Annotated in this window: 26 protein-coding genes; 3 read left to right on the forward strand and 23 right to left on the reverse strand. The window is 39.1% G+C overall.

Features of this window, described 5'->3' with window-relative positions:
* Positions 1-11: 11 nt before the first annotated feature.
* The 4 genes from GVK91_RS14125 to GVK91_RS14140 all read right to left on the reverse strand — a co-directional run bounded on the left by GVK91_RS14125 (position 12) and on the right by GVK91_RS14140 (position 2,960).
* Positions 12-356: a hypothetical protein gene (locus GVK91_RS14125; protein ID WP_159729521.1), complete on the reverse strand. Its 345-nt coding sequence runs from the start codon at positions 354-356 to the stop codon at positions 12-14.
* A 356-nt stretch (positions 357-712) separates the two neighbouring features.
* Complete coding sequence (locus tag GVK91_RS14130; protein WP_159729523.1) at positions 713-1,633, reverse strand: nucleotidyl transferase AbiEii/AbiGii toxin family protein; 921 nt, start codon at positions 1,631-1,633, stop codon at positions 713-715.
* Complete coding sequence (locus GVK91_RS14135; RefSeq protein WP_159729525.1) at positions 1,626-2,420, reverse strand: type IV toxin-antitoxin system AbiEi family antitoxin; 795 nt, start codon at positions 2,418-2,420, stop codon at positions 1,626-1,628. The genes GVK91_RS14130 and GVK91_RS14135 overlap by 8 nt, the downstream gene beginning before the upstream one ends.
* A gap of 237 nt (positions 2,421-2,657) precedes the next feature.
* Entirely contained in the window at positions 2,658-2,960 is a 303-nt protein-coding gene (locus GVK91_RS14140) for a hypothetical protein (RefSeq protein ID WP_159729527.1), read from the reverse strand.
* Between the two features lie 202 nt (positions 2,961-3,162).
* Between GVK91_RS14140 and GVK91_RS14145 the strand changes: the two genes are divergently transcribed.
* Complete coding sequence (locus GVK91_RS14145) at positions 3,163-3,390, forward strand: hypothetical protein (RefSeq protein ID WP_159729529.1); 228 nt, start codon at positions 3,163-3,165, stop codon at positions 3,388-3,390.
* Positions 3,387-3,665 carry a membrane protein insertion efficiency factor YidD gene (gene yidD / locus GVK91_RS14150; protein WP_120335546.1) on the forward strand — a complete coding sequence of 93 codons (279 nt, stop codon included), beginning with the start codon at positions 3,387-3,389 and terminating at the stop codon, positions 3,663-3,665. The genes GVK91_RS14145 and yidD overlap by 4 nt, the downstream gene beginning before the upstream one ends.
* Positions 3,666-3,864: 199 nt before the next feature.
* Here the strand turns inward: yidD and GVK91_RS14155 are convergent, their stop codons facing one another.
* From GVK91_RS14155 to GVK91_RS14230, 16 genes are all read right to left on the reverse strand, one after another.
* Complete coding sequence (locus tag GVK91_RS14155; protein ID WP_159729531.1) at positions 3,865-4,305, reverse strand: hypothetical protein; 441 nt, start codon at positions 4,303-4,305, stop codon at positions 3,865-3,867.
* Between the two features lie 11 nt (positions 4,306-4,316).
* Positions 4,317-5,366, reverse strand: coding sequence for a type I restriction endonuclease (locus tag GVK91_RS14160; RefSeq protein WP_075991492.1), 1,050 nt, complete (start codon positions 5,364-5,366; stop codon positions 4,317-4,319).
* A gap of 34 nt (positions 5,367-5,400) precedes the next feature.
* A complete protein-coding gene (locus GVK91_RS14165; RefSeq protein WP_159729534.1) occupies positions 5,401-5,637 on the reverse strand; it encodes a hypothetical protein in 237 nt (78 codons plus the stop codon).
* 66 nt (positions 5,638-5,703) lie between these two features.
* Positions 5,704-6,291: a thermonuclease family protein gene (locus tag GVK91_RS14170; protein ID WP_200845619.1), complete on the reverse strand. Its 588-nt coding sequence runs from the start codon at positions 6,289-6,291 to the stop codon at positions 5,704-5,706.
* Positions 6,291-7,328 (reverse strand): TerC/Alx family metal homeostasis membrane protein, encoded by a 1,038-nt coding sequence (locus GVK91_RS14175; protein WP_075991490.1) that lies wholly within the window; start codon positions 7,326-7,328, stop codon positions 6,291-6,293. The genes GVK91_RS14170 and GVK91_RS14175 overlap by 1 nt, the downstream gene beginning before the upstream one ends.
* Before the next feature lie 9 nt (positions 7,329-7,337).
* On the reverse strand, positions 7,338-8,849 hold the full coding sequence (locus GVK91_RS14180; RefSeq protein WP_159729535.1) for a helix-hairpin-helix domain-containing protein: 1,512 nt from the start codon (positions 8,847-8,849) through the stop codon (positions 7,338-7,340).
* A 3-nt stretch (positions 8,850-8,852) separates the two neighbouring features.
* Positions 8,853-10,337, reverse strand: coding sequence for a PP2C family serine/threonine-protein phosphatase (locus GVK91_RS14185; protein ID WP_075991488.1), 1,485 nt, complete (start codon positions 10,335-10,337; stop codon positions 8,853-8,855).
* 2 nt (positions 10,338-10,339) lie between these two features.
* On the reverse strand, positions 10,340-11,383 hold the full coding sequence (locus GVK91_RS14190) for a TerY-C metal binding domain-containing protein (protein WP_159729537.1): 1,044 nt from the start codon (positions 11,381-11,383) through the stop codon (positions 10,340-10,342).
* Between the two features lie 15 nt (positions 11,384-11,398).
* Positions 11,399-12,037, reverse strand: coding sequence for a VWA domain-containing protein (locus GVK91_RS14195; RefSeq protein WP_046674353.1), 639 nt, complete (start codon positions 12,035-12,037; stop codon positions 11,399-11,401).
* A 2-nt stretch (positions 12,038-12,039) separates the two neighbouring features.
* Positions 12,040-12,678 (reverse strand): VWA domain-containing protein, encoded by a 639-nt coding sequence (locus GVK91_RS14200; protein ID WP_075991485.1) that lies wholly within the window; start codon positions 12,676-12,678, stop codon positions 12,040-12,042.
* Positions 12,679-12,680: 2 nt separating this feature from the next.
* A complete protein-coding gene (locus GVK91_RS14205) occupies positions 12,681-13,292 on the reverse strand; it encodes a TerD family protein (RefSeq protein WP_159729540.1) in 612 nt (203 codons plus the stop codon).
* A gap of 5 nt (positions 13,293-13,297) precedes the next feature.
* Positions 13,298-13,852 (reverse strand): TerD family protein, encoded by a 555-nt coding sequence (locus GVK91_RS14210; protein WP_075991483.1) that lies wholly within the window; start codon positions 13,850-13,852, stop codon positions 13,298-13,300.
* Positions 13,786-14,661, reverse strand: coding sequence for a phosphoribosyltransferase family protein (locus tag GVK91_RS14215; protein ID WP_159729542.1), 876 nt, complete (start codon positions 14,659-14,661; stop codon positions 13,786-13,788). Before GVK91_RS14215 ends, GVK91_RS14210 begins: the two co-directional genes overlap by 67 nt.
* 3 nt (positions 14,662-14,664) lie before the next feature.
* A complete protein-coding gene (locus GVK91_RS14220; protein WP_159729544.1) occupies positions 14,665-15,327 on the reverse strand; it encodes an HAD family hydrolase in 663 nt (220 codons plus the stop codon).
* A gap of 9 nt (positions 15,328-15,336) precedes the next feature.
* Positions 15,337-15,990, reverse strand: coding sequence for a stress protein (locus tag GVK91_RS14225; protein WP_159729546.1), 654 nt, complete (start codon positions 15,988-15,990; stop codon positions 15,337-15,339).
* Positions 15,991-15,998: 8 nt separating this feature from the next.
* The gene (locus GVK91_RS14230; protein WP_159729548.1) at positions 15,999-16,574 is read right to left on the reverse strand and encodes a TerD family protein; all 576 of its coding nucleotides are present in this window, start codon (positions 16,572-16,574) and stop codon (positions 15,999-16,001) included.
* A gap of 406 nt (positions 16,575-16,980) precedes the next feature.
* Between GVK91_RS14230 and GVK91_RS14235 the strand changes: the two genes are divergently transcribed.
* Positions 16,981-17,469, forward strand: a complete 489-nt coding sequence (locus GVK91_RS14235; protein WP_159729550.1) for a tol-pal system YbgF family protein — start codon at positions 16,981-16,983, stop codon at positions 17,467-17,469.
* 251 nt (positions 17,470-17,720) lie between these two features.
* Here the strand turns inward: GVK91_RS14235 and GVK91_RS14240 are convergent, their stop codons facing one another.
* The 3 genes from GVK91_RS14240 to GVK91_RS14250 all read right to left on the reverse strand — a co-directional run bounded on the left by GVK91_RS14240 (position 17,721) and on the right by GVK91_RS14250 (position 20,327).
* On the reverse strand, positions 17,721-18,386 hold the full coding sequence (locus GVK91_RS14240) for a response regulator (protein WP_120335528.1): 666 nt from the start codon (positions 18,384-18,386) through the stop codon (positions 17,721-17,723).
* Between the two features lie 14 nt (positions 18,387-18,400).
* Positions 18,401-19,864: a tetratricopeptide repeat-containing sensor histidine kinase gene (locus GVK91_RS14245; protein WP_159729552.1), complete on the reverse strand. Its 1,464-nt coding sequence runs from the start codon at positions 19,862-19,864 to the stop codon at positions 18,401-18,403.
* Between the two features lie 295 nt (positions 19,865-20,159).
* A complete protein-coding gene (locus GVK91_RS14250; protein ID WP_159729554.1) occupies positions 20,160-20,327 on the reverse strand; it encodes a hypothetical protein in 168 nt (55 codons plus the stop codon).
* Positions 20,328-20,552: the final 225 nt, after the last annotated feature.

Consider the following 20,552-nt stretch of genomic DNA (forward strand, 5'->3'; position numbering starts at 1 on the left):
CATAGCTCCAATTAAAAGAAAAAATAAACGCCTGTTTCCCTTTTCACTGCTTCTTCAAAAAGGCTAATAATTTCTTCCATAAGCTCCTGAATACGATCATCTTTTAACCTTACATTTTTTAAATATTTTAATCCTTCCTCCAGCTGTTGCTTATTCGTAATAGCATCGTCTTCAAAATCATCTATTAAACAGCCTAGCATATTATTCAAATCTGAAAATACACCAAAAGCATCTAATTGATAAAATTGCGACTCTGAGAGAACTAACTGGATCAAATCATGATCTCCGGCTTCATTAAAATCCAATAACTCTTCTGCCCTTTTGTCTTTTGGCGTAACGATATAACGATTTTTCATATAAAAGTAATCCTACGGTTGAAATGCTATGTACTTTTAAAATACTTTATTGAGACAGCTGCCGTCATATCAAGTTATCAAAAAAAATTACTCCAATAAAACTATTTCAAATTGACTGTTGTTCTTACAATACAAACCGGCTACAAGCTACCTTTCGAAAGAAAGGTTCAACATAAAAATTGGCGTCGTACAGTGAAAATCCAATAGTCTTTAAAAGCATTGGATGACGAAACAAAAAAGAGGAAACGATAGGAAACATAAAAATTATTGTACAAATAAACGCTAACAGAAAGGGTCTGATGAAAATCAGGCCCTTTTGACGTAAAAAAGCCATATCTCTCCTATTCAGCTTGACTTTAAGGATATAGGACAGCTTCTAGATTTTTGTAAGCGGTCACGTGTTTATTCTCTGACATTTTATTTAAATTGATTAATCTCCATTTCACTGAATGAAGTTCCGAGACTAAAGCTGCGTCCAATCCTAAGAGTGCCCAATCAGGTGTCTTATTTTTGACAGAGAGTAAAAATTTACGTTCACTATCAGTCATCTCCTTGTTGATATCTGCAATCAGTTTCTCCCGTACAGAAAGTAGCTCCTCTAAAGAAACTTCAATTTCTGCCATTTGCGCAAACTCCATTTCATATATACCTGAGATATCTTTTCGGTTTGGATTAAGCAGTTCTGCCATCGGTCGAAAATGACTTATTAAAAATACAAGAAATGTTTTTCGTAATTCTTCCGTTAATCCTTCATTTTCGTATAACTGTTTTACATCAAACAAATCACGGGGATGTTGACGATCTAGGGCAGCGCAAAGTTTACCAGCATACAGATCTGGGTGTGATGCAACTAGCATTTCAGCATAACCAAATTCTTTTTCAACCTGCGGTCGCACTTCCATTCTGACAGCTGGGAAAAGGCTTCCACGTATAACAGGAGATAGTTCTATTTTAACACGAACATCATTAAGTGAAACTATTATTCGTAAAGAATTATCCTGTTGTAGTGTTGTATTTTGAACTTGGGCACCTGCAATCGATTTCTTTATGGAATCTGTTATTCTCGCTAATGCAGCTCTGATATTTTCAAGAGAGGCGTCGCGATCCTCCATTGGCAGATACAACAAATCGATGTCTACGGAAAGCCTTGGCAAATCTCTATAAAACAAATTAATAGCCGTACCGTCTTTAAGTGCAAAACAGTCTTCTTTATCGATTATAGGTAACAATCGGATCAATAAACGGACCTGCTCGGCATATTCTTCTTTCTTACTCATAAAAATCAGGAACAGTTATTTTATATTTCTTATTTAGTTTCCCACCTGTGACGATCACACGATTACCAGATCCAAAATCTATTTTCTCAGATTGAAGTTTTGTAAACCAGGTATGATTTTGACGCTCGGCAAGGTAAAAGAAAAGCCTGCGAACTTTGATATTTGTGCACAGTTCCAATAATCTTTGGAGTGTCCTAGGAGAAAGCGTATTTAATCCTTGCATTAATTCATCCGCATGTTCAAATGATATATTTTGGGGAACTTGATTCATCACTTCCAAAATAGCTCTTTCAGGAATGGATATACGTAAGCCTTCCTTTGTATTTTTCCAACTGAAAGCTCCAGTAAACTCAAGTAATGCTAGCGGCCTTTCATCTTCAAAACTATTACCAAATAAATAGCCAGAACTATGCTTAAGAAATTTGATCCCTGTTGTAAGGTTATTTATCCATATGGGAAGATTATCCCGGCCATATAAATGAATCAAGCGTTGATTAGACATCGGGAGATAATGGGTCAGTTTCTGAAGTTCTAAAGCCGATAGGCCTCCAATGGTTAGATCTGTATCTAGCTGTTTCTGCAGGAAATAGACAATATCCCCCCATTCCACTTCTGCCCCTTCACGTTTATATACTCCATTTTTCACAGATTCCAATAGTCGACTCTTCAATAAATTATCGATCGCATGGCCTGTGAGATCATTCTGCTGTAGCCAAGATCTGGTAACCAAAGCTCCCTCCGGCACTAATTTTAACACATCTTTCCTTCTCTGAGAATACATATTCATGTTTAAACTATTTAAATTTATCGGCGAAAAACGCCGATAAATCAAATATACATAAACTGATTTATTTAACAAAACTTATATTATCGGCGTTTTTCGCCGATAATAAAGAAATATATAAACAAGTAAGTCTTTTCGAAAAACAAGCATAATACCGTTATTCCTGATTTTAGAGAAATGGATGTAAAAAACTCATATTGATATCATGTTATCTGAATTGACTCGCCGAGATCCTCCGCTCTACAAAAAATACACCGATTGTTGCCAGTCACCTAAGACAACCCGAGCATCGCCAATGGCCAAAATCGATCTTTTGATGCCATCGATCTCTTGCTTATCCAATTTGTTTTCCAGCCTTTGCAAGCGGACCTGATTTCGCCCGCTGGGCTTAATCAGCACCAGATCGGACACATCAAACTGCAAAGTGCCTTTGATAGGATCGTAAAACTGCTCATTGGCAAAACTCAATGTATTAAAAATACTGATCTTGGTTCGTAAAAGCCAGTCTCCAGAGGTCAGATAAAATGCAAAAGCATTCCTCATCTTGACATATTCTTTAATACAGTAGCTAGCCACCTGGTGCACAGGCATAACTTTTACGGGAAGCCGTAATAATCTGTAATTTTTTATTCTTAAAATTGACAATATTGTAAAATGGATTGCAATAAAACTCAAAACACATTGATTTTCAATATTTTATTATATAACTTTAATTAAATCATTAACCCAATCAAATACTGATATTATGGAATACAAAGTAGTACCTTTTGTAGCATCGATAGACCCAAGGACAGGCACATCGGATCAAGTAGCAGAACAATTAGAAACCCTGATTAATCAGGGTGCATCAGGAGGATGGAACTATGTAAGACTAGAAAGCGTGACAACTTATGTACATGCCGAAAACGGTTGTTTTAATAATAAACCTGGATATACGACGGCAAGACAGATGGTGGTATTTTCAAGGCCATGAAGTCTCTCCTATTGACCGCGATCCGATTGTATTGGTTGATCATCCCACCTGAAAGAAGACGTAAGTGTATATTTAGGCATAGCTGCTCTAAATATGTATTTGACGTAACTAAACATGAAGGCTTTAGGGCAGGTAGGAAAGCATTGCTTTCACGCATGAGAACCTGTAATGGTCACTTTGACATAATCACGGATTATAAAAGTGGTGAGCGGATGATGTACCTGAAAGGCGGTGTAGTGGTTGGCGAGGCGGAGATCGCGGAGAGGTTGTTGTAAATAGTTTAGGGATGGAACTTAAAAAGCATACCTATCTGTATTTTTGCGAACTAAATCAATACAAAAAGCCGAAGATAACTGAGAAAGTCATATACACTGTAAACAATAATCTGTTAAACCTCTCGGAATGTAGGTAATTGGCTTTTTAAAGGTTGTTCAATAAGGCTTTATCGAACAACCTTTATTCAGTCCTGAATCTTTATTTATGCTGCCAGCACCTTCCCCCACCTGACACTTTTCGCTGACACGGTCCTCCTTTTTGGGTTGGAGCACCACAGATGCCCGAAACAGGTTTAGTTGATCCCGAACTTTTTACGATATGTCTAACAGTAACACTGGAATTGCCTGACTTCGAAACCAGCCGCTTACCGTCTTTTATAATATGAGCAGACACAGTATTCGAATTCGATTGTCGCGCAGTGACGGTCACTTTCATCTCTGTGAATACCGAGCGTGGAAAATCTTTCTTCCATGTTCCTTTATGACCATTCACATACACCGTAGTGCCTAGATCATCAACATAGTTAATGTCGCATTCATCACATTCTGTTTCATAACCATATGTATCGTATTCCGATTCAGCTTTTTTACAAGCCATAGATAAAAATGAAATAAGAAATAACAATAGATACTTTTTCATAACACACCTGATTAATAGTTAATGACGGTTTCCACGATCTGCTCTGAATATTTGTAAATATCATCCAGTGAATCTAGATCATATTTAGCTTCCTTTTTGTCTTTGTCAAACAAACCGATCCGAAGTCTATTGGGCGTAAAATAAAAACGGCAAATTGGTTTGCGATTGTTATCATCTAGTAAGATGCCGCAGTAGGACTGATTATCACGCATAAATATGCGACCTACCTCGATCTCTTTACGCAAAATAGATTTAATGATCAGGTATCCCTCAATCTCTTCCTCCGTGGTGACAATCAAGGCATCGGGTTCTGTCGGTGCAATTGCAGCGTTCTTTTCTTCGGCTTCAGTTTCTTTTTTGAGTGCGCTTTTTAGTCTTTCGGCGATCTGGTCGTTCACAATCTGTGTAAACACCCGTTTTACTAATGGAGTAAACTGTTCCAAAACCTTTGCTGTAACAACACTTGGATAGGCTTGCTTCGCAAAAAAACGAACGAAATCGTCGCTTGGGTTTTGCATCTCGCCCATTGCTAAAATAGTCAACTCGTTAAAGTACTTTAATTCGCTCGCAACGCTGGAAATGCTTTCGAGATCAAATTCTGTTTTGTGGAATTTGCGTAATTCGGATACTTCATTGTCTTTGATATCCATAATCTTGAACTCAAAAAATGGCTTTTCGTCCATCTTATTCGGTGTAACCAGATCGGTGTAAAACCGGTATTCTACGCCGTTCGTCAGCAAACCAAATTTAGCTTCTGTGGTATGGAAATAACGGAACAACTGTGAATTGTGTGGATCAAGCCCGTCCGCATAATGTTTGCATTCGATTAAGATAACAGGTTTGTCTTCACGTAATATTGCATAGTCAACCTTCTCCCCTTTCTTGATACCGATATCGGCAATAAACTCTGGTTGTACCTCAAAGGGGTCAAACACATCGTATCCCAATATCTTCAAAAACGGCATCACTAAGGATGTCTTGGTGGCTTCCTCTGTTTTGATCTGTGGTAAAAGTCTGTCAACGCGCTTGGCAAATTGACGAATCTCATCTTTAAAATCCATAATAAAATAGTTTTGTTAGCAATAAATGGTTTCTTTAATCTTCCCAACCGCAAAGGGTTTTACCTTCTTTTTGTGCTTGCTCCCGTGTTGTCTTGATAGTTTTGGCACTGCACGACTTTAATCCTCTGCAGTTTTCATTGAGGTGATATCGCTTCCCTTTGCCACTACCACAAACGTATACTGTATTCTTATCTGAACTTTCTTTCCCTAGCGAAGCTGTGGTACCATCAAACTGCAACAGGATGATAAATAATAGGCTTATCAATTTCATAATATATCAAAAATAATGGGATCAGTGCATCCTATTTTACGGTTTCCCGTAGTGACACATTTTACTTTAATAAGCCCATACCCCCTTCTTACTTTCTCTCGCCTCATGCTGAAGCTTCACAAACAGGTTTGTATGTTTTACATTGGGAGGATAGGTATCTACAACAGCAAATCCGCCTTTTACTAAATCCGCGTTTAGAAATGTACCATCAAGTAGATAGATGTAGGCCAGCATCCGTCTATATCTGTCCTTTTTCTGAACATCAAGTTCGAGCTTCACCCACTTATTTTCGGTTAGCTGTCGTACATATTCTTTTGCTTCCTTTGCATATGGTCCCTTTAATTTTCCTCGGGAATTGCGCGTCTCTGGTGCATCAATTCCTATAAATCTGACCTTAAATTTTTCACTACCATTATTAACCCAGAAAGTGTCTCCATCAATGACCTTCGTAACATAAACTTCTTTTTGTTGCCACCGGTTGATCATTTCCTCCTGAAGTGGAGCAGTAGACTTCCCTTCCCTAGAGGCACTAATAAAATGTTGTTGAGTGACCTCAGTCGGCTGTTCACTTCCGCAATTAATAAATAAAGGTAATATGAAAAAGATGGCAACCAGTATTTGCCATCTTTTTCTGACTCTGGCTAGCTTTTTCATTATGCCGAGATCTTTTCATCTGCTTCCTTTTCAGGAAATAGTATGGATACCAAAACAGATAAAATAAGAATTCCCCCTACAATGCCCAAAGAAACTGGTGAAGGGATATGATACCAAGGCGAGATGATCATTTTGACACCAATGAACGTTAAGATTACCGAGAGCCCGTAAGGAAGTTTGCTGAACATATGGATAAAATTGGACAGTAGAAAATAGAGTGACCGAAGTCCAAGTATGGCAAAGATGTTGGATGTGTAAAGAATAAAAGGATCCTTCGAAATAGCAAAAATAGCAGGGATAGAGTCGACCGCAAATAACACGTCTGTAAATTCAATTACGGCAACAACAACCAAAAGCGGGGTTGCAAGTTTCGTCCCGTTCTGAACAGTAAAAAACTTTCCTTGATCATAATTATCAGATACCTTCCAGAATTTCTTCACCAATCGCGCACCTGCTGTTTCGCTAAAATCCTCATCTTCATCGTCATCTCCACTTCCCCAAGATTTGATCCCTGCAAAAATTAGAAACAAACCAAAGGCTGTCAACACAAGATTGATATTCCAAGGTAGAGCGGTCACACCAAAGAAATCCAGTATCGGATTAAGATATGTCAAATTAATTAGGCCTACGCCTGCAAAGATGAAGATCGCCCGAAAGAGTAACGCACCCAAAATCCCCCAGAACAGTACTTTGTGATGTAATTCCCGTGGCACTTTGAAGTAAGAAAACACCAAGATAAACACAAATAAATTATCTACTGACAAAGCCTTTTCAATCCAGTAAGCTGCCTGAAACTGGGTAAACTTTTCTATTGCAGTGGCATGCCCTCCAGCATCCTGATTAAATACATAATAGACAACACCGGAGAAAATCATTGCCAACGAAATCCAAACCACTGTCCATATAGTCGCTTCTTTGGAAGAAACAATATGGCTCTTTTTGTTGAAAACACCCAAATCCAGTAACAGCATGATAATGACTGTCAACCCAAATCCCCAAATTAGACCAGGATGTAATTGTAAAATACTTTGTTCCATTTTTATAAATTATTGATTAGTTAGCGTGATAAATAATAACCTTCCACCCTCCTCATTGGACAGTAGAATCTTTTTGCCGTCAGTCAATTCAACCATTGAATTAATTGGTACATCTTTTTGCTCAGTCAGATCCTTCATCCCCTGCAGGTTTTGGTTGACTAGCATCCATTTATTTTGGTAATAGGTGAAATACCCAACTGGTTTCTTATCCTCAGCGGTAAGGCTTTCATTCCGTATCACTTTACGGGATACATGCCATTTGAAAAGATATTGATTGTGATAGACCATTAGCCGATGTCCTTCGGGTTTCCATACAGTATCTTTAAATTTAAAATAGAGATCGATGACGGGAAGGCTTCCTTTGTGCGCTGTACCACAGAATGGACAGATAGGTTTGGTAGAATTGTCAAATACGTACCACTTCTCATCACATTGTGGATTATTGCACGGCTGAATAAGGTCTACTGTTTTCAATAATGCAGTCTCCCACTCGTTGGCAATGGGACGCAACATAGGGTTGTGCAGGCCATCGATAAAAGCCCGTTTAAACAGATCGGCCAGATAAGGTCCCGTTTTGGTGTAGGAAAGCTTATTAGGATTTCCCCAGAAGGATTCCCATTTTCTCAGCTGATCGGTCTTAACAGCATTCATTTGATCAGTAGGATGCTCAACAAACAGAGCTTTTTCTCCCATCGCCATTAGTTCATCTTTTTCGGCATCAAGATCCCAAATCTTACCACCCCGCAGTGGGTGCCGTCGCAACAGATACATATAAATCAGCACTGCCAGGGCATGGAGATCTGTCTTCTGATTAGGCAGTACCCGATCGGGATCATTAAGTTTAAGGTGTTTGGTCTTTAATACCTCTGGGGCAATAAAATCGGCTGTACCAATCACCTCAGGAGGGTACAATCCGGGGACAACCAAACCATCCAAATCAATGATATTGGCAGACTTACTAACAGGATCAATAAGCACATTATTATAGGATAGATCTGAATGAGCAAGACCCATTTGATGCATTTTCTTGACGCCCCGACAAATATTAATAGCAATTTGAAAATAACTTAGCCAATCGCCTAATTCGGACTTATCCAAGGCGAGCGGATATTGTTGATGACGAAAGGATGGTGCAGTAAACCACTTTCCAACTTTCTCCCCTCCTTTTATCATCGAATTGGCACCATAACCCTTTGCAAAGAAAAATTTGGTATCATAGATAGGTACAATGACGCCTGTCTTGCCATCCTGTTCTACCGCATCGTAAGGCCAGCGGTAGATTTCCTGCAAGAAATAATCACCTGCACTACCATTCTTAATATTGTCTAAATATAAAGTGACAATACGCTTTATCCGATCCCGCTGATTGAAGTCAAGGGTGTTTCGAAAAAAAGCAACTACGTACTTTCTATTGGGTGCGAAATAGACATCCTTAACACCACCTTGTTTGGGACTGCCGTCATCTATATACTTGTAAGTCCGAGACGGATCAATAATGGATTTTATAGTTATCGTCTTCATCTGTTAATAGATTATGGCTAGTGTTCTATCGTCGTGGTTACCTTTACTCCAGAAGTCAAGCCAGGTCAATAACTGATCCTTAATATGTTCATCTGTCAGAAAATCTACCTTTGCACCGTCTTCATTTTGCCCACCAAGATCTTGTAGAAAGGTATTCCATCTTTCTTTATCTTCCAGTTTGTTTTCTGTAATAAATTTGGCATCATAGATCCCATCTGTCATCAACATCAATTTTGAAAAATCATCAAATCTATTGATCGCAAATCGTAATGGCATATCACTGTGACTGAAAATCTCTGGCATAGTAATAAAACGGGTTCCCCCACCAAACTCACCGATATCGAGCAGATTGAGTAAATGTACTTCCTGTAGATCGCCAATAACAACATTGATCGGGCAATCACCGACACCAAATGTCAGGACCACGTAGCCAAAATCAAATTTTTTGACAAGCGCAAAAATCAATGTGGTGTTGAGATCTTTCAATAGAATATCTTCCTGTTTGGCAAACTCCACTAGCTTTGCATGTACATCGCGAACAGATTTGTAAAGGATATTGATGATCGAAGATTTGACCTTGAGCAAACACTCCTCTGTAGTCATTTCGGCTTTAACAACCTCTTCAATCGGATCATTGACAATATTTGTTGTGGCCGCGGAAACAGGTTGATCATCTTTTGGTGCAGGCGGAACTGCTTCAGCGGGTGCGGTAGTATAGTAAGCCAAGCATAAATCGTTTAATTCGTGTAGAAGAACCTCGTTATCGAAAGTTTTAACAAGATATTCTGTAGCTATTTTAGATCCTTGCCGGGAAAATTTAGCCGAACCAGCTCCGTCCGCAACGGCCACGACGGCCCAAGCTTCAGGCAGTGCAGACACATAAAAATGATCATCACGAAAAGAACCTTCGTGTGCATGCGAGCGTCCTCTTTGTGAGGCAACAACTATCCGCTTGTCGAGAAAGGCTCCAGCATATTTATCACTGTCCGCCTTGGCGTATAGATCATTTTGATTGCTCGGTTTATTCAGCCAAAGGTCCTTAGGATCAGCATTGACAATAAATGGGATGATCTTAATGTCTTCCGTTGGATTTTCTTCTAGAGTATTAATAAAAACCAAGTGCAAATCCATCGTAAGTGCCATGTTTGGCACTCCACAGATACTTGAAGTCTCCGGATCAAAGGTTAAACCAACTTTATCCAGATTTTTGATCTGTTGGATGCGAATATTGGGAAATTGAGCTAGGTCAAAACTATACGCATAGTGTTTTTTCGCATTAGCATTAGTAATGACCAGTTGCGCTTCTTTAAATTCTTCCTTCTCTCTATACATTTGAAATATCGCTATTATTTGCTGTTTTAATGAATTAATATCCCTTGCTAATGCATTGATCTTCGCATTGTGCATCAGTTTGGCCAGAGTATTATCAACGACCTTGTTCTGCTCTACGTTAAATTCGTCCAGCAGTTGTTTTAAAATTGTTTCCACGATTAACCTAAAGTTCTATTAATATCAAATTCGCCACCTGAGGCACCATAAAAGCCAATATTGCCACACCAAGGGCATGTATTTTCGCCATCACCTTTGATACAATGTATTCCACCACAGGAGCAGCTGGCGAGACCAAATTGGTTACCGCAACAAGGACAATTGGGATTACCATACAGCTCGTCGGTTGATACCTTCAAGTTAGAATTGTCAAGTCCAGAATAATCACGATAGGCGTTTTCATCTATTTTATAAGCTCCTTGTACACGATAAACTCGGGTAGATAAGTCCATGATACCTGAATCTTCCATATCACGCCTAAATTTGATCAGATATGACTTATCGGTATTTGAACATTTTGCATTAACCACGACAAAATTATCATCCACGATCTGATGCATTCTAACTGTATCAACTTTCTCAATCACCTCAGGAGTGCTTTTCGCTAAATTTATTGTATCAGTATTACTATTGGTCACTTGCTCACTTGTCGCTTTGATGGAAGCTGTCACCCATTTAAAAAACTCTTTGTATGACTGCGCACCGCTATTATTAAAACGCAACACATGTGGGGTCAGTTGCTCCAGTAATCCATAGTTGGTATTATCTCCTATTGAGATCGCGATTAGATTTGCTTTGCGTTGGTATACTGTATTCCACTTTTTGATGGCTTCTTCTGTATCATCTGTCGGTACACCGTCCGTAAACAAAAATATAATGGGTTTCCAATCACCTTTTCGTTCATAGGTCGTCGGCATTAACTCGTTATCAATGGAGCGCATCAGTTCTGTCAATCCACTGGACAGCGAGGTTCCACTACCAATGGGCAATTTTGGCGGATAAAAAGTGATCACATCCTGTAAGGGTGTAATGACCTTGCTTTTACCGGCAAAGCCAATGACGGATATCCATACAGTTTCGAGTGCAAAAGGATCAGTTTTGAGTGTCTGAATGACGGTACCAATACCATCTTGTACTTGTTCTATAGGTTCGCCGACCATAGATTCAGATACATCTATCAAGAAATATACAGGTAACCTTCTCATGATTAATTCAAAGTTTTAAATGATAATATTCAATTCGTTCGGTGGAGGTGGAAGTGTCAGAATTTCGCCAGTACCTTGGGATTTACTGCCCATTTCAATTGATGAACTCACCCATCGAAAGAAGGTTGTCAATGTATTACTATCGGTGGTATCCAATTTGACAACTTCATCCGTCAGCTCCTTTAAAAAAGAAACTTCGGCTTTAGGACCAGCTGCACAACCAACAATAATTCCAAAATCCATTGCTTTGATTTTGGGAATGCACATCCGATATTTCTGAATATCGGATGGCTTTCCATCGGTGAAAACAAAGAGCAGAGGCTTCCAGTCACCCTTTCGTTCGGTCGATCCCTTGACCAGTTCATTGTCTATCATTTTAAGCAGCATTTCGAGTGCCTCTCCTGTATGAGTTGGGCCGCTTTCGGGGCAATGTATTTCTACTGGCTGAAAGCTTGCCAAGTCGGTCAAAGGAACTAGATTATGAACTTCACGATCAAAGGTAATGACACTGATATGCAAGGAATCCATCGCCTGTGGATCAGTACGGAGCATACTAATGAGCCCATTAAAGCCATTATTCAATGCTTGTATGGGCTCACCACGCATAGATCCTGAGGTGTCGAGCAGAAAGTAGGCTAATAATCGTCTGTTCATAACTAAGCTACTATAACTAACTCCGATGGCGGTGGTGGTAGCTGATCCAATCCAGTTACCTCTTTGCCTGATTCCTCAACTTTGGTCGACGTAGTGGATATGGAAGCCGTTACCCATTGAAAGAATTTTGAGATGCTTTCTGAATCTGCACTGTCAAGACGTACTACAGAATTAGTAATTTGTCTTAAAATAGCATCATCAGCCCCCTGTCCTGCTGCACAACCGACAATCAACCCTTTATTAACAGCCTTTAGTTTGCTATACCCTTGCTGCCAATTATCCGTTGGGATACCGTCGGTCATAACAAAAATCAGTGGCTTCCAGTCCCCTTTCTGTTCCAGTGTGGTCGTGGTTACCTCTGTTTCCAGTTTATCAGCAAGTAAGGCCAAGGCTGCTCCCAAGGAAGTCACACCAGAGGCTTTAATATCAACCATCTGGAAGGAAGCCAAATCGGTCAAGGGTACAATCTGCCTAGCGTCAGAGTCAAAGGTGATAATACTGACAAAAGCGGTCTCGATCGCTTGAGGATTTTGACGTAGGGAATGCATCATCATCTGTACACCGTTTTTAACGGCTTCAATTGGTTCTCCGGTCATTGAGCCAGAAGTATCCAATAATAGATATACGGGAAGTCTTCTCATGGCTATAAAAATTTTTGCTGAACGGTTTTAATAGTCTCTTCCAACTTACGGTCTTTAGTAGGCTCTCCAATGGCATTAAATTTCCATGTACCATTGCGTTTATAAAATACGCCCAATACCATGGAGACGTGCCCAGAAAAGCCCTCACCTTTAGCAATATTGTAGGTCGCAAATACTTCATTGACCCGGGAAGGTGTACCCTCATAAATCCGGATAGAGGCAAAAGGAATAGTCCCGAAATCATGCCCACGATAACTGTTGAGCACAAACGCGACATGAGTTACTTGACTATTAAGCTTAGAAAAATCAACCGTAATGATTTCATTATCCAAGCCATCATCGCCATCCATGTCTCCCGTCAAATCGTCGCCACTGTGACTAATGGCTCCATCTCTAGATCGTAAACTCCCGAAGTACACAACATCAACATTATTTTTAGCTTCATCGAAAAGAATACAACTGGCGTCTAGATCTACCGCTTCTTTCTCTGTTCCGCCGAGCCAATTTTTCCTTTCAATAGCTCCCCAGTTCACACCCACACAAACATTTTGCAATAATGTACCATTACCTTTCTGAAGGTTGATACGTTGTCCTTTTTGAAGATTAATTCCCATTTTCCTTAATTGTATTTTGTTAGATAGTCTTCCAATCCACCCTTCATGCCCATACCCACAGCTTCAAATTTCCACTCACCATTCCGTTTATAAATACGGCCAAACTCGACAGCAGTCTCTATGGAGAAATCCTCTTCCAATTCGTATTTCAATAGTTCCTCATTGGAAACAGTGTCGAGAATACGCATAAAGGAATTGCGTACTTGTCCAAAGTTCTGACCTCGTGATATTGCATCGTGAATGGTAATGACGATGCATATTTCTGTCGCTGTATCTTCAATCTTCGCTAGATCTACGATGATTTGCTCGTCGTCTCCATCCCCATCTCCCGTAAGATTGTCACCAGTATGAACTACTGCCTCATTTGGAGATTTTAGGTTGTTGTAAAAAATAAAATGTTGATCCGAAAGGATCTTTTTGTCTTCTCCAAGAATAAATACCGAAGCGTCCAAGTCAAAGGCGCTTCCTGTGGAAGAACTATTGGTGTCCCAGCCTAGGCCGATTGTAAATTTGGGTGCATTGATGTTTTCTCTTTGCCCTTTTTGTAAATTGATTGCCATGATTTATGTTGTTTTAGTTTTATAATATTCTGTTGGTAATGCACTATAGTATGGTAGTTATTGCTAATTGCTAGATCGAACAATTCACAGCTTTTTTCTACCGGGATTTGATTGACGACCTGGAAAAAATCTACTTCATTTAACAAGAGTAAATATTTAACCAAGCGTGTATTGAAGTGAAAACTACTACTGTTAATGATCCGTACAAGGTCGCCCGGTGATTTGACATCAAAGTAATTGTACTTATTCTCAATATTGGGATGGATAGACTGGTTGACGAGCTCAGCATAATAGACAAAGAAAAAAGTCCCCTGCACGTTATGATCTTTTAGTATTTTTTCAACTGTCAGTTCGTGGCTTCCAGTGATTTTGATATCATCTAAAAAAATACAGAACCTATCTGCTATAAAATTCCGATCCAAATGATAGGTATCGTTGGCAATAAGTTTCAAGCGTTGTTCAGAGTCCATATTTCCATAGTCTTCCACATAAGTCTGTTTGCGATGGATCTTACTTTCTTTGCATGCGGCCTTGCTATGCAGAAACAAAAATCTATTTAGCTCTCTCTTGAAATAAAAGCATAAGAAATTAGAAGCTGTAGGAATGGAATGATAAGGACTGGGCAATAAAACAATCTCCTCTTGTTCGAGAATCAAATTCTTATGCTTTTCCAAAAAACCCTTACAGAGTTCTTTTGCAAATTTCTCGGCATAAATCGTCTCTCCAAACTTAAAGCGACTGTATTCCATTTCTGAAAAAGGACATACATGCTGATGTTCAACATGATGTAAACTATATCTGTACATCATAATTTATTGGATTAATATTGCGTTAAAACCATAATTGATAGCGCCATTATAATCTGCTTTTTGATTATCACCTATATGCACAATATCTTTTTTCTTGATCGTTCGATGTTGTCTTATTTTTTGGAAAACAAGTTCAAAAGCTGTATTATTTGGCTTGGAAACCCCTATTTCATCTGAATAAAGTTGAAAAGAGAAGAAATCCGATAGCTCATAATATTCGAGTACCTGACGTAACACGGTACCGTCCAGAAATGCAGTATTGCTTAAAAGACTTAGAGTCTTTCCCTTGGAAACTATTGTTTCGAATACGTTTTTCTGATTATCATTCAGGAGAACAGGCTTATATTCCCAAAAAAGAATATCGACTTCCTTCGTGAATTCCGTCAAACGATCTTTGAGATCTGTATCGAGATCAATTCCTAATTCATTTAAAATCAAACAGTAGATAAACTCGCGATCTATATGTTTTCCTGTTATCTCACTGATCTGATTACTCAAAATATCGTAATGCCGGACGACTTCACCTATATCCTCGATCTTTTTATCGACGCAAAAGAAATCCCGTAGCAACATATTTCTCTTTTGTTTGAAATGAGGATTTGATTTGATGAGTGTAAGCCATAGATCAAAGGAATAGTGTTCAAATAATGACGTATCAATAACCATAATGATTTCCTATTTTGATCCGGCCGTCCATTGCATTCCCCATCGGTAAGCCTTGTCACAGTCTCCATGCGAAGTATGGAAAGTCACCAGCTTTCTGACAGTGATTGAATTTTGAGAAAAGAGTATTTCAGCAATCGCACAGAATTTGCTGTGACTGGATTGTGCTCCCATCTGTACTTCTATTTCCGCATTACCAGGGACCTTTACAGTGACAACACCATTTGTTTCTTGCCAACGTGCTGCCCCTTCGTAAATGAAACAGTAGATAACCATCCGTTTCAGGTCTTTTAGTCCAGCCGGATTTACAATGATATTTTCTCCAGAACCCGAGCTAGCCCCTCTATCATCACCAGTATGCCATATCCAGGGTTCAGCCACATAACGTCCTTGCCGGGTCAAACGATCCTTGGATCCCCCCCTGCCACCGGAAAACTGAAGACCATCGATAACGGTTTTCTCTCCGTTATTCAACTCATAGAAACATCCCAGATCCAGGTCGATATCCTTACTGAATAAACTTCCAAATATTCCCTTTTTTGTTCCTTTTGACCAATTCAAATTGATATTGATCTCCTGTGTAATTGGATTACCTTTTTTTGATAAGTCAATAAAATGCGAGTCACCTTTCTTTTCAAGGGTGATTTTCTCTAGGTTAATAGCCATAATTTATATTATTTTATAATTTGTCCTTTATAATATTTTGACAGGAAGAAGGCTAGATCTTCTTTATAGCCCATACCAGAAGCTTCAAATTTCCAGCTTTCATTGCGACGATAAAGACGCCCGAACTCAACGGCAGTTTCAAGAGAAAAATCTTCTCCTAATTCGTATTTCGCAACTTCTTGCCCATTGCTATCATCTACGATTCGTATGTAGGAATTTCTTACCTGTCCATAATTTTGCCTGCGGGCAATCGCATCATGGATGGTAACCACAAAGGATATTTCTGTAATTCGTGAATCTACTTTTGATAAATCAACTTGAATACTTTCATCATCTCCATCGGCACTATTTCCACCGGTTGGATCATCACCTGTATGATGAAGTGCGCCATCTGGAGAATCTGTATTTCCATAAAAAATAAAGAAAGGTTCAGCTGGTATCTGTTTGAATTGATCAATCATAAATGCGGATGCATCTAAGTCAAAATCATTCCCTGTTCCTTCATTAGGATCCCAGCCCAATCCTATGGTAATCTTTGTAAGTCCAACTTCGATCCGTTGTCCTTTTTGTAGGTTAATAGCCATATTTATCTGCTAACAAAAGTTTAGTTAATTTGGCGAGATAAACTATGATGTACACAGTACTACCTCGCTGAGAACAAAACTAACTAGATCAAAGCAGCGTTCTTTACGGGAAACCGTAGCTCATAAAAATTAAATCAGAATCTTAACATGATATTCAAAATATGATTTTACGTAAAAATAGTAAACTACATTTCAGTATCTTACAAGCTATTTTTACTATCATTTTGTCTTATAATTTTGTCAACAGAAGTACTTTAGATAAAACAATTACCTTATATTCTAGAGATAAGCAGCAATACGATAAATACCGCTTTAAAACTTAACGTAATCGACATACTGAAAGAGGATTTTTTTAAGAAATTTTGATACCTTTAGAAAAATAAAAACCATCAATTTATTAATCTATATGAGTGCAAATGTTCCTATTGTAAGGTCGGTGTCCTGGCCAGCTGTTTTTATACTTATTGTGTTCTGGATGGTCCTAGTGGTAGCTTCCTTATTCTTATTCCAACTTGAGGGCATGATGGTCGCCTCAGTTCTTTTTTTCATTTTAGTAACAGCATTGCAACAGCTCATTCCAAAGAGCCACAAAAAGGGAATGAAAGCAGTCAAACAAAATAATTTTAACGGTGCGATTGAATATTTTAAACAGAGTGTCGATTTCTTTACAAAAAAGGAATGGTTAGATAAATATCGGGCAGTTACCATGTTTAGCGCTTCAAAAATGAGCTATCGGGAAATGGCGCTCTGTAATATTGCATTCTGTTATTCTCAGACTGGCAAAGCCGAAAAAGCAAAAGCGCTCTACGAAGAAATCCTGCAAGAATACCCCGAAAATGGAATCGCTTACTATGCGCTAAACTCAATCAATACCTTTTCAAATCAGGCTGATTAAAAATAGTACATTCAGCTGGGCCGCTCATAAACCTAGCTTTTACAGATAATCATGAAACAAACAAAGACTATCCTACGATAGCCTTTTCTCATCATGTTATTGGTTAAAATATGGCACTAAATATCGTGAATGCATCAGATATCGTATTTTCGGCAAGCAACCCTACCACGTTATTTACCTTGCTTGCACAAAAGTAACACGATAACCCCAAGAGTCTTTACGGAAAACCGTAATCCGATAGCAAAGATTATTTATATAAAACCTAATTCCTTGCAGTGTGCAACAAGCTGTTCATTTTTGGTAAAACCTAGTACATCTTTCATGAGGTTGAGCCTTTTCTCGATACTACTCAGACTCGACGGGCGGATATCACGCTGCTGCAGATATTCGGGCATTTCTTTTTGGGAAACACCTTCGTACAGGAGTTTAATAATATGTAGGTCAAACTGCGTAAATTCATGCGAGTTCTGCTCCTGAATAAATTTTTTACTGTCGGGCGATTGGTACGTTCGGTTCTGATCAACCGCTTGGAGAGCTTCGCGCAGATGTTGGCCATCGCGGCGTGCTTTGCGTACCAGGCCATCGATCTCGTTGTTTTTGAACATATCATTGATCAAGGACGAGCGGTCCTTGGCCGTCAGGACAATAACCTTAATGTCTGGTTGTACAATCTTGACAGCTTTGATCAGTGAAAGGCCATCCTTTATCTCCTGCGGACTATCATCATCTTCAAATTCGATATCCGTAATGAGTAGGTCATATGGTTCGCCATCGCGGATCGCATTTTTAATCCAGGTCAGTGCATGATCGCAATAATAAACGTATTTGGTATTGTGAATACCGAGGTCGTGCAAGGTTTTCTGCACGGAAATGTTGGCTATCTCGTGGTCTTCGGCAATGAGTACTTTCTTAAACATACATTATTGTCTTTTTATAATGGGATAACGGTCGTGATATTGAGCCCTTTTCCCGGTTCATTGACAAAGGTAATTCTACCACCAAGGCTTTCAATACGGGAAACCGTATTGGCTAAACCTTTTCCATTCGATTTTTCTTCAGGAATTCCAACACCATTATCCTTATAGAATATATTGAGTTTTTGCTCCGATTTTTCAAAACGTACGACGACTTGTTCGGCCTGACTATGCTTCTTCATATTAACCATCAACTCCTGAAGCACATGCTTTACTTCATCTTTAATACGTTTGCTAATATCGTCCCACTGTTCGGCATCATTACCAGCGATTAATACCTTCCGATGGTCAGCGGCAAAGGATTTAAGTAGGCTTGCCAGTTGCTCGTTATAAGGTGTCTCTGTGATCGTTTCCTGTTCGACATCGTGGGAGATATCGCGCGACTGATGGTACATATTTTCCAGTTTATCGAGCACACCATCGCGATCCACTTCATCGCCATGTTCAATTTCCGACATTACCCGATAGATGCCATTGGCCACGACATCGTGAATCTTTTTGGAAAGATGAAGCTGTGTTTCTTTGACCCGATTCTGTGCTTCGAGTTCAAGACGTTGCTTGCGTCGTTTGTACCAGAGGGTACCGCCGCCAACAGCCAACAGCAGTAAAAAGATACTTGCGCCGGTAATGGCTCGTTGTCTGACCAGTCGGTTCTGCTTTTCGACATTTTCTTTTTCCAGCCGCAGGTTATCGGCTTTATTTTTTTCGACTTCATACCGGATCAGGGCGAACTGGTTTTTGGCGGCGGCTCGGGCCTGTTGGATGCTGTCGGAAAGATGTTGATATTCTCTAAAAAAATCTTTTGCCTCATTGGAGGAAGTCAACTCCACCAATTTGCCCAAGGCATAAACCTGATCATCAGCACTTTTTAATTCTTTAGCAACTTCATACATCTTCTCTGCATAAGAAAGAGCTTTGACCGGATCGCTAGGGGTATAATAATCAGTTAAGTGTACATAGCTTGCATTTAAACCCCAGTTATCCTTCTCCTTCTTTCGAATATACATAGCTTCCAATAATTCATCTTCGGCAGGATAGTTCTTTCGTTGTAGCCATTTAGTTCTCGTTAAATTAGATAGAATTCGAGCGAAGCGCTTCGGATTATCTTTAGTTTTCACAAGTAAACCTTCATAGATTGCAATAGCTTTATCATACTGCCGGATATTTTGATAGCAATGCGCTATATTATTTTGATAGCTAAATGTATTATTGGAGTCATTAGAAAATTTGAGAGCTAACTCATAAAAAGATAGTGCTGATTTATATTGACCGAGAGCAGAACTAACAACACCCAGATTATTATAATTGGTACTTAGGTAAACTTTGTATTTAGACTCCTTAGTGTCCATATATCCAAGGGCCTGCAATGCTGTTTCTTGAGCACCATAGTAATCACCTCCATCCTTTTGAATAACAGCCATAATAATTAAACAATTGGCAATATTTAGACTGTCATTGGCCTCAGCATATAGGTCTTTAACTCGGCTAAAAGCTAAAAAGGCGCTATCTGTTAACCCTTTTTCTAAAAAACTGTATGCTTTATCATAATAAATAGAATTAACTTTATTTGACGGCTGATCTTCTTTTCGCGAACATGAAAAAAAAGTTAATATTGATAGGAAAATAAAAAAAGGCTTCAATGGATCTGTTTTCCCGAAAATAATAAAAATTCCTTATTAATACAAAAGGCAGCCTGAGCTGCCTTTTAAAATAAAATTATGATTTTGGAGGTCGAGGAGGTAGGGGTGTTTCTGTTTCTCCACCATGATCCCCCGGATCCACAGGAGGTGCGTCTGCCGTTTGTACTGTTGGTGTTCCTGCGCTGGGTTGCGAATTAGAAGGTTGACCGATTCCAAATAGAAAATATAATATTAAACTCCACATGATTCAAAAAATTTAAAAAGTTGAAAAAATGAGTAGTCCCCGTGCCCCATGCACGGGATTGCTACAAATGTTTTCAGAAGGCCTTCTGAATTTTTTGGGAAGTAAGAGTGTCAATCGCGGGAGGCAGAAGCTGCTTCCCAAACCGGCTAAAGACTACCGCGAGATCTTCTCATTGTGAAATCAGATTAGTATCTTAGTTTTTATTTTAATCGATCTATCATCTGA

This window comes from Sphingobacterium sp. 18053 (genome assembly GCF_902706145.1).
Taxonomy (GTDB): Bacteria; Bacteroidota; Bacteroidia; order Sphingobacteriales; family Sphingobacteriaceae; genus Sphingobacterium; species Sphingobacterium paramultivorum.

Coding starts and splice junctions, on each gene's coding strand:
- GVK91_RS14135 (WP_159729525.1), bottom strand. CDS start 2,420: ATGAATATGTATTCTCAGAGAAGGAAAGATGTGTTAAAATTAGTGCCG.
- GVK91_RS14245 (WP_159729552.1), bottom strand. CDS start 19,864: ATGGCTGTTATTCAAAAGGATGGAGGTGATTACTATGGTGCTCAAGAA.
- GVK91_RS14130 (WP_159729523.1), bottom strand. CDS start 1,633: ATGAGTAAGAAAGAAGAATATGCCGAGCAGGTCCGTTTATTGATCCGA.
- GVK91_RS14230 (WP_159729548.1), bottom strand. CDS start 16,574: ATGGCTATTAACCTACAAAAAGGACAACGGATCGAAGTTGGACTTACA.
- GVK91_RS14165 (WP_159729534.1), bottom strand. CDS start 5,637: ATGAAATTGATAAGCCTATTATTTATCATCCTGTTGCAGTTTGATGGT.
- GVK91_RS14225 (WP_159729546.1), bottom strand. CDS start 15,990: ATGGCTATTAACCTAGAGAAAATCACCCTTGAAAAGAAAGGTGACTCG.
- GVK91_RS14145 (WP_159729529.1), top strand. CDS start 3,163: ATGGAATACAAAGTAGTACCTTTTGTAGCATCGATAGACCCAAGGACA.
- GVK91_RS14195 (WP_046674353.1), bottom strand. CDS start 12,037: ATGAACAGACGATTATTAGCCTACTTTCTGCTCGACACCTCAGGATCT.
- GVK91_RS14210 (WP_075991483.1), bottom strand. CDS start 13,852: ATGGCAATCAATTTACAAAAAGGGCAAAGAGAAAACATCAATGCACCC.
- GVK91_RS14125 (WP_159729521.1), bottom strand. CDS start 356: ATGAAAAATCGTTATATCGTTACGCCAAAAGACAAAAGGGCAGAAGAG.
- GVK91_RS14250 (WP_159729554.1), bottom strand. CDS start 20,327: ATGTGGAGTTTAATATTATATTTTCTATTTGGAATCGGTCAACCTTCT.
- GVK91_RS14240 (WP_120335528.1), bottom strand. CDS start 18,386: ATGTTTAAGAAAGTACTCATTGCCGAAGACCACGAGATAGCCAACATT.
- GVK91_RS14140 (WP_159729527.1), bottom strand. CDS start 2,960: ATGAGGAATGCTTTTGCATTTTATCTGACCTCTGGAGACTGGCTTTTA.
- GVK91_RS14200 (WP_075991485.1), bottom strand. CDS start 12,678: ATGAGAAGACTTCCCGTATATCTATTATTGGATACTTCTGGCTCAATG.
- GVK91_RS14170 (WP_200845619.1), bottom strand. CDS start 6,291: ATGAAAAAGCTAGCCAGAGTCAGAAAAAGATGGCAAATACTGGTTGCC.
- GVK91_RS14175 (WP_075991490.1), bottom strand. CDS start 7,328: ATGGAACAAAGTATTTTACAATTACATCCTGGTCTAATTTGGGGATTT.
- GVK91_RS14155 (WP_159729531.1), bottom strand. CDS start 4,305: ATGAAAAAGTATCTATTGTTATTTCTTATTTCATTTTTATCTATGGCT.
- GVK91_RS14190 (WP_159729537.1), bottom strand. CDS start 11,383: ATGAGAAGGTTACCTGTATATTTCTTGATAGATGTATCTGAATCTATG.
- GVK91_RS14205 (WP_159729540.1), bottom strand. CDS start 13,292: ATGGGAATTAATCTTCAAAAAGGACAACGTATCAACCTTCAGAAAGGT.
- GVK91_RS14220 (WP_159729544.1), bottom strand. CDS start 15,327: ATGGTTATTGATACGTCATTATTTGAACACTATTCCTTTGATCTATGG.
- yidD (WP_120335546.1), top strand. CDS start 3,387: ATGAAGTCTCTCCTATTGACCGCGATCCGATTGTATTGGTTGATCATC.
- GVK91_RS14235 (WP_159729550.1), top strand. CDS start 16,981: ATGAGTGCAAATGTTCCTATTGTAAGGTCGGTGTCCTGGCCAGCTGTT.
- GVK91_RS14215 (WP_159729542.1), bottom strand. CDS start 14,661: ATGATGTACAGATATAGTTTACATCATGTTGAACATCAGCATGTATGT.
- GVK91_RS14180 (WP_159729535.1), bottom strand. CDS start 8,849: ATGAAGACGATAACTATAAAATCCATTATTGATCCGTCTCGGACTTAC.
- GVK91_RS14160 (WP_075991492.1), bottom strand. CDS start 5,366: ATGGATTTTAAAGATGAGATTCGTCAATTTGCCAAGCGCGTTGACAGA.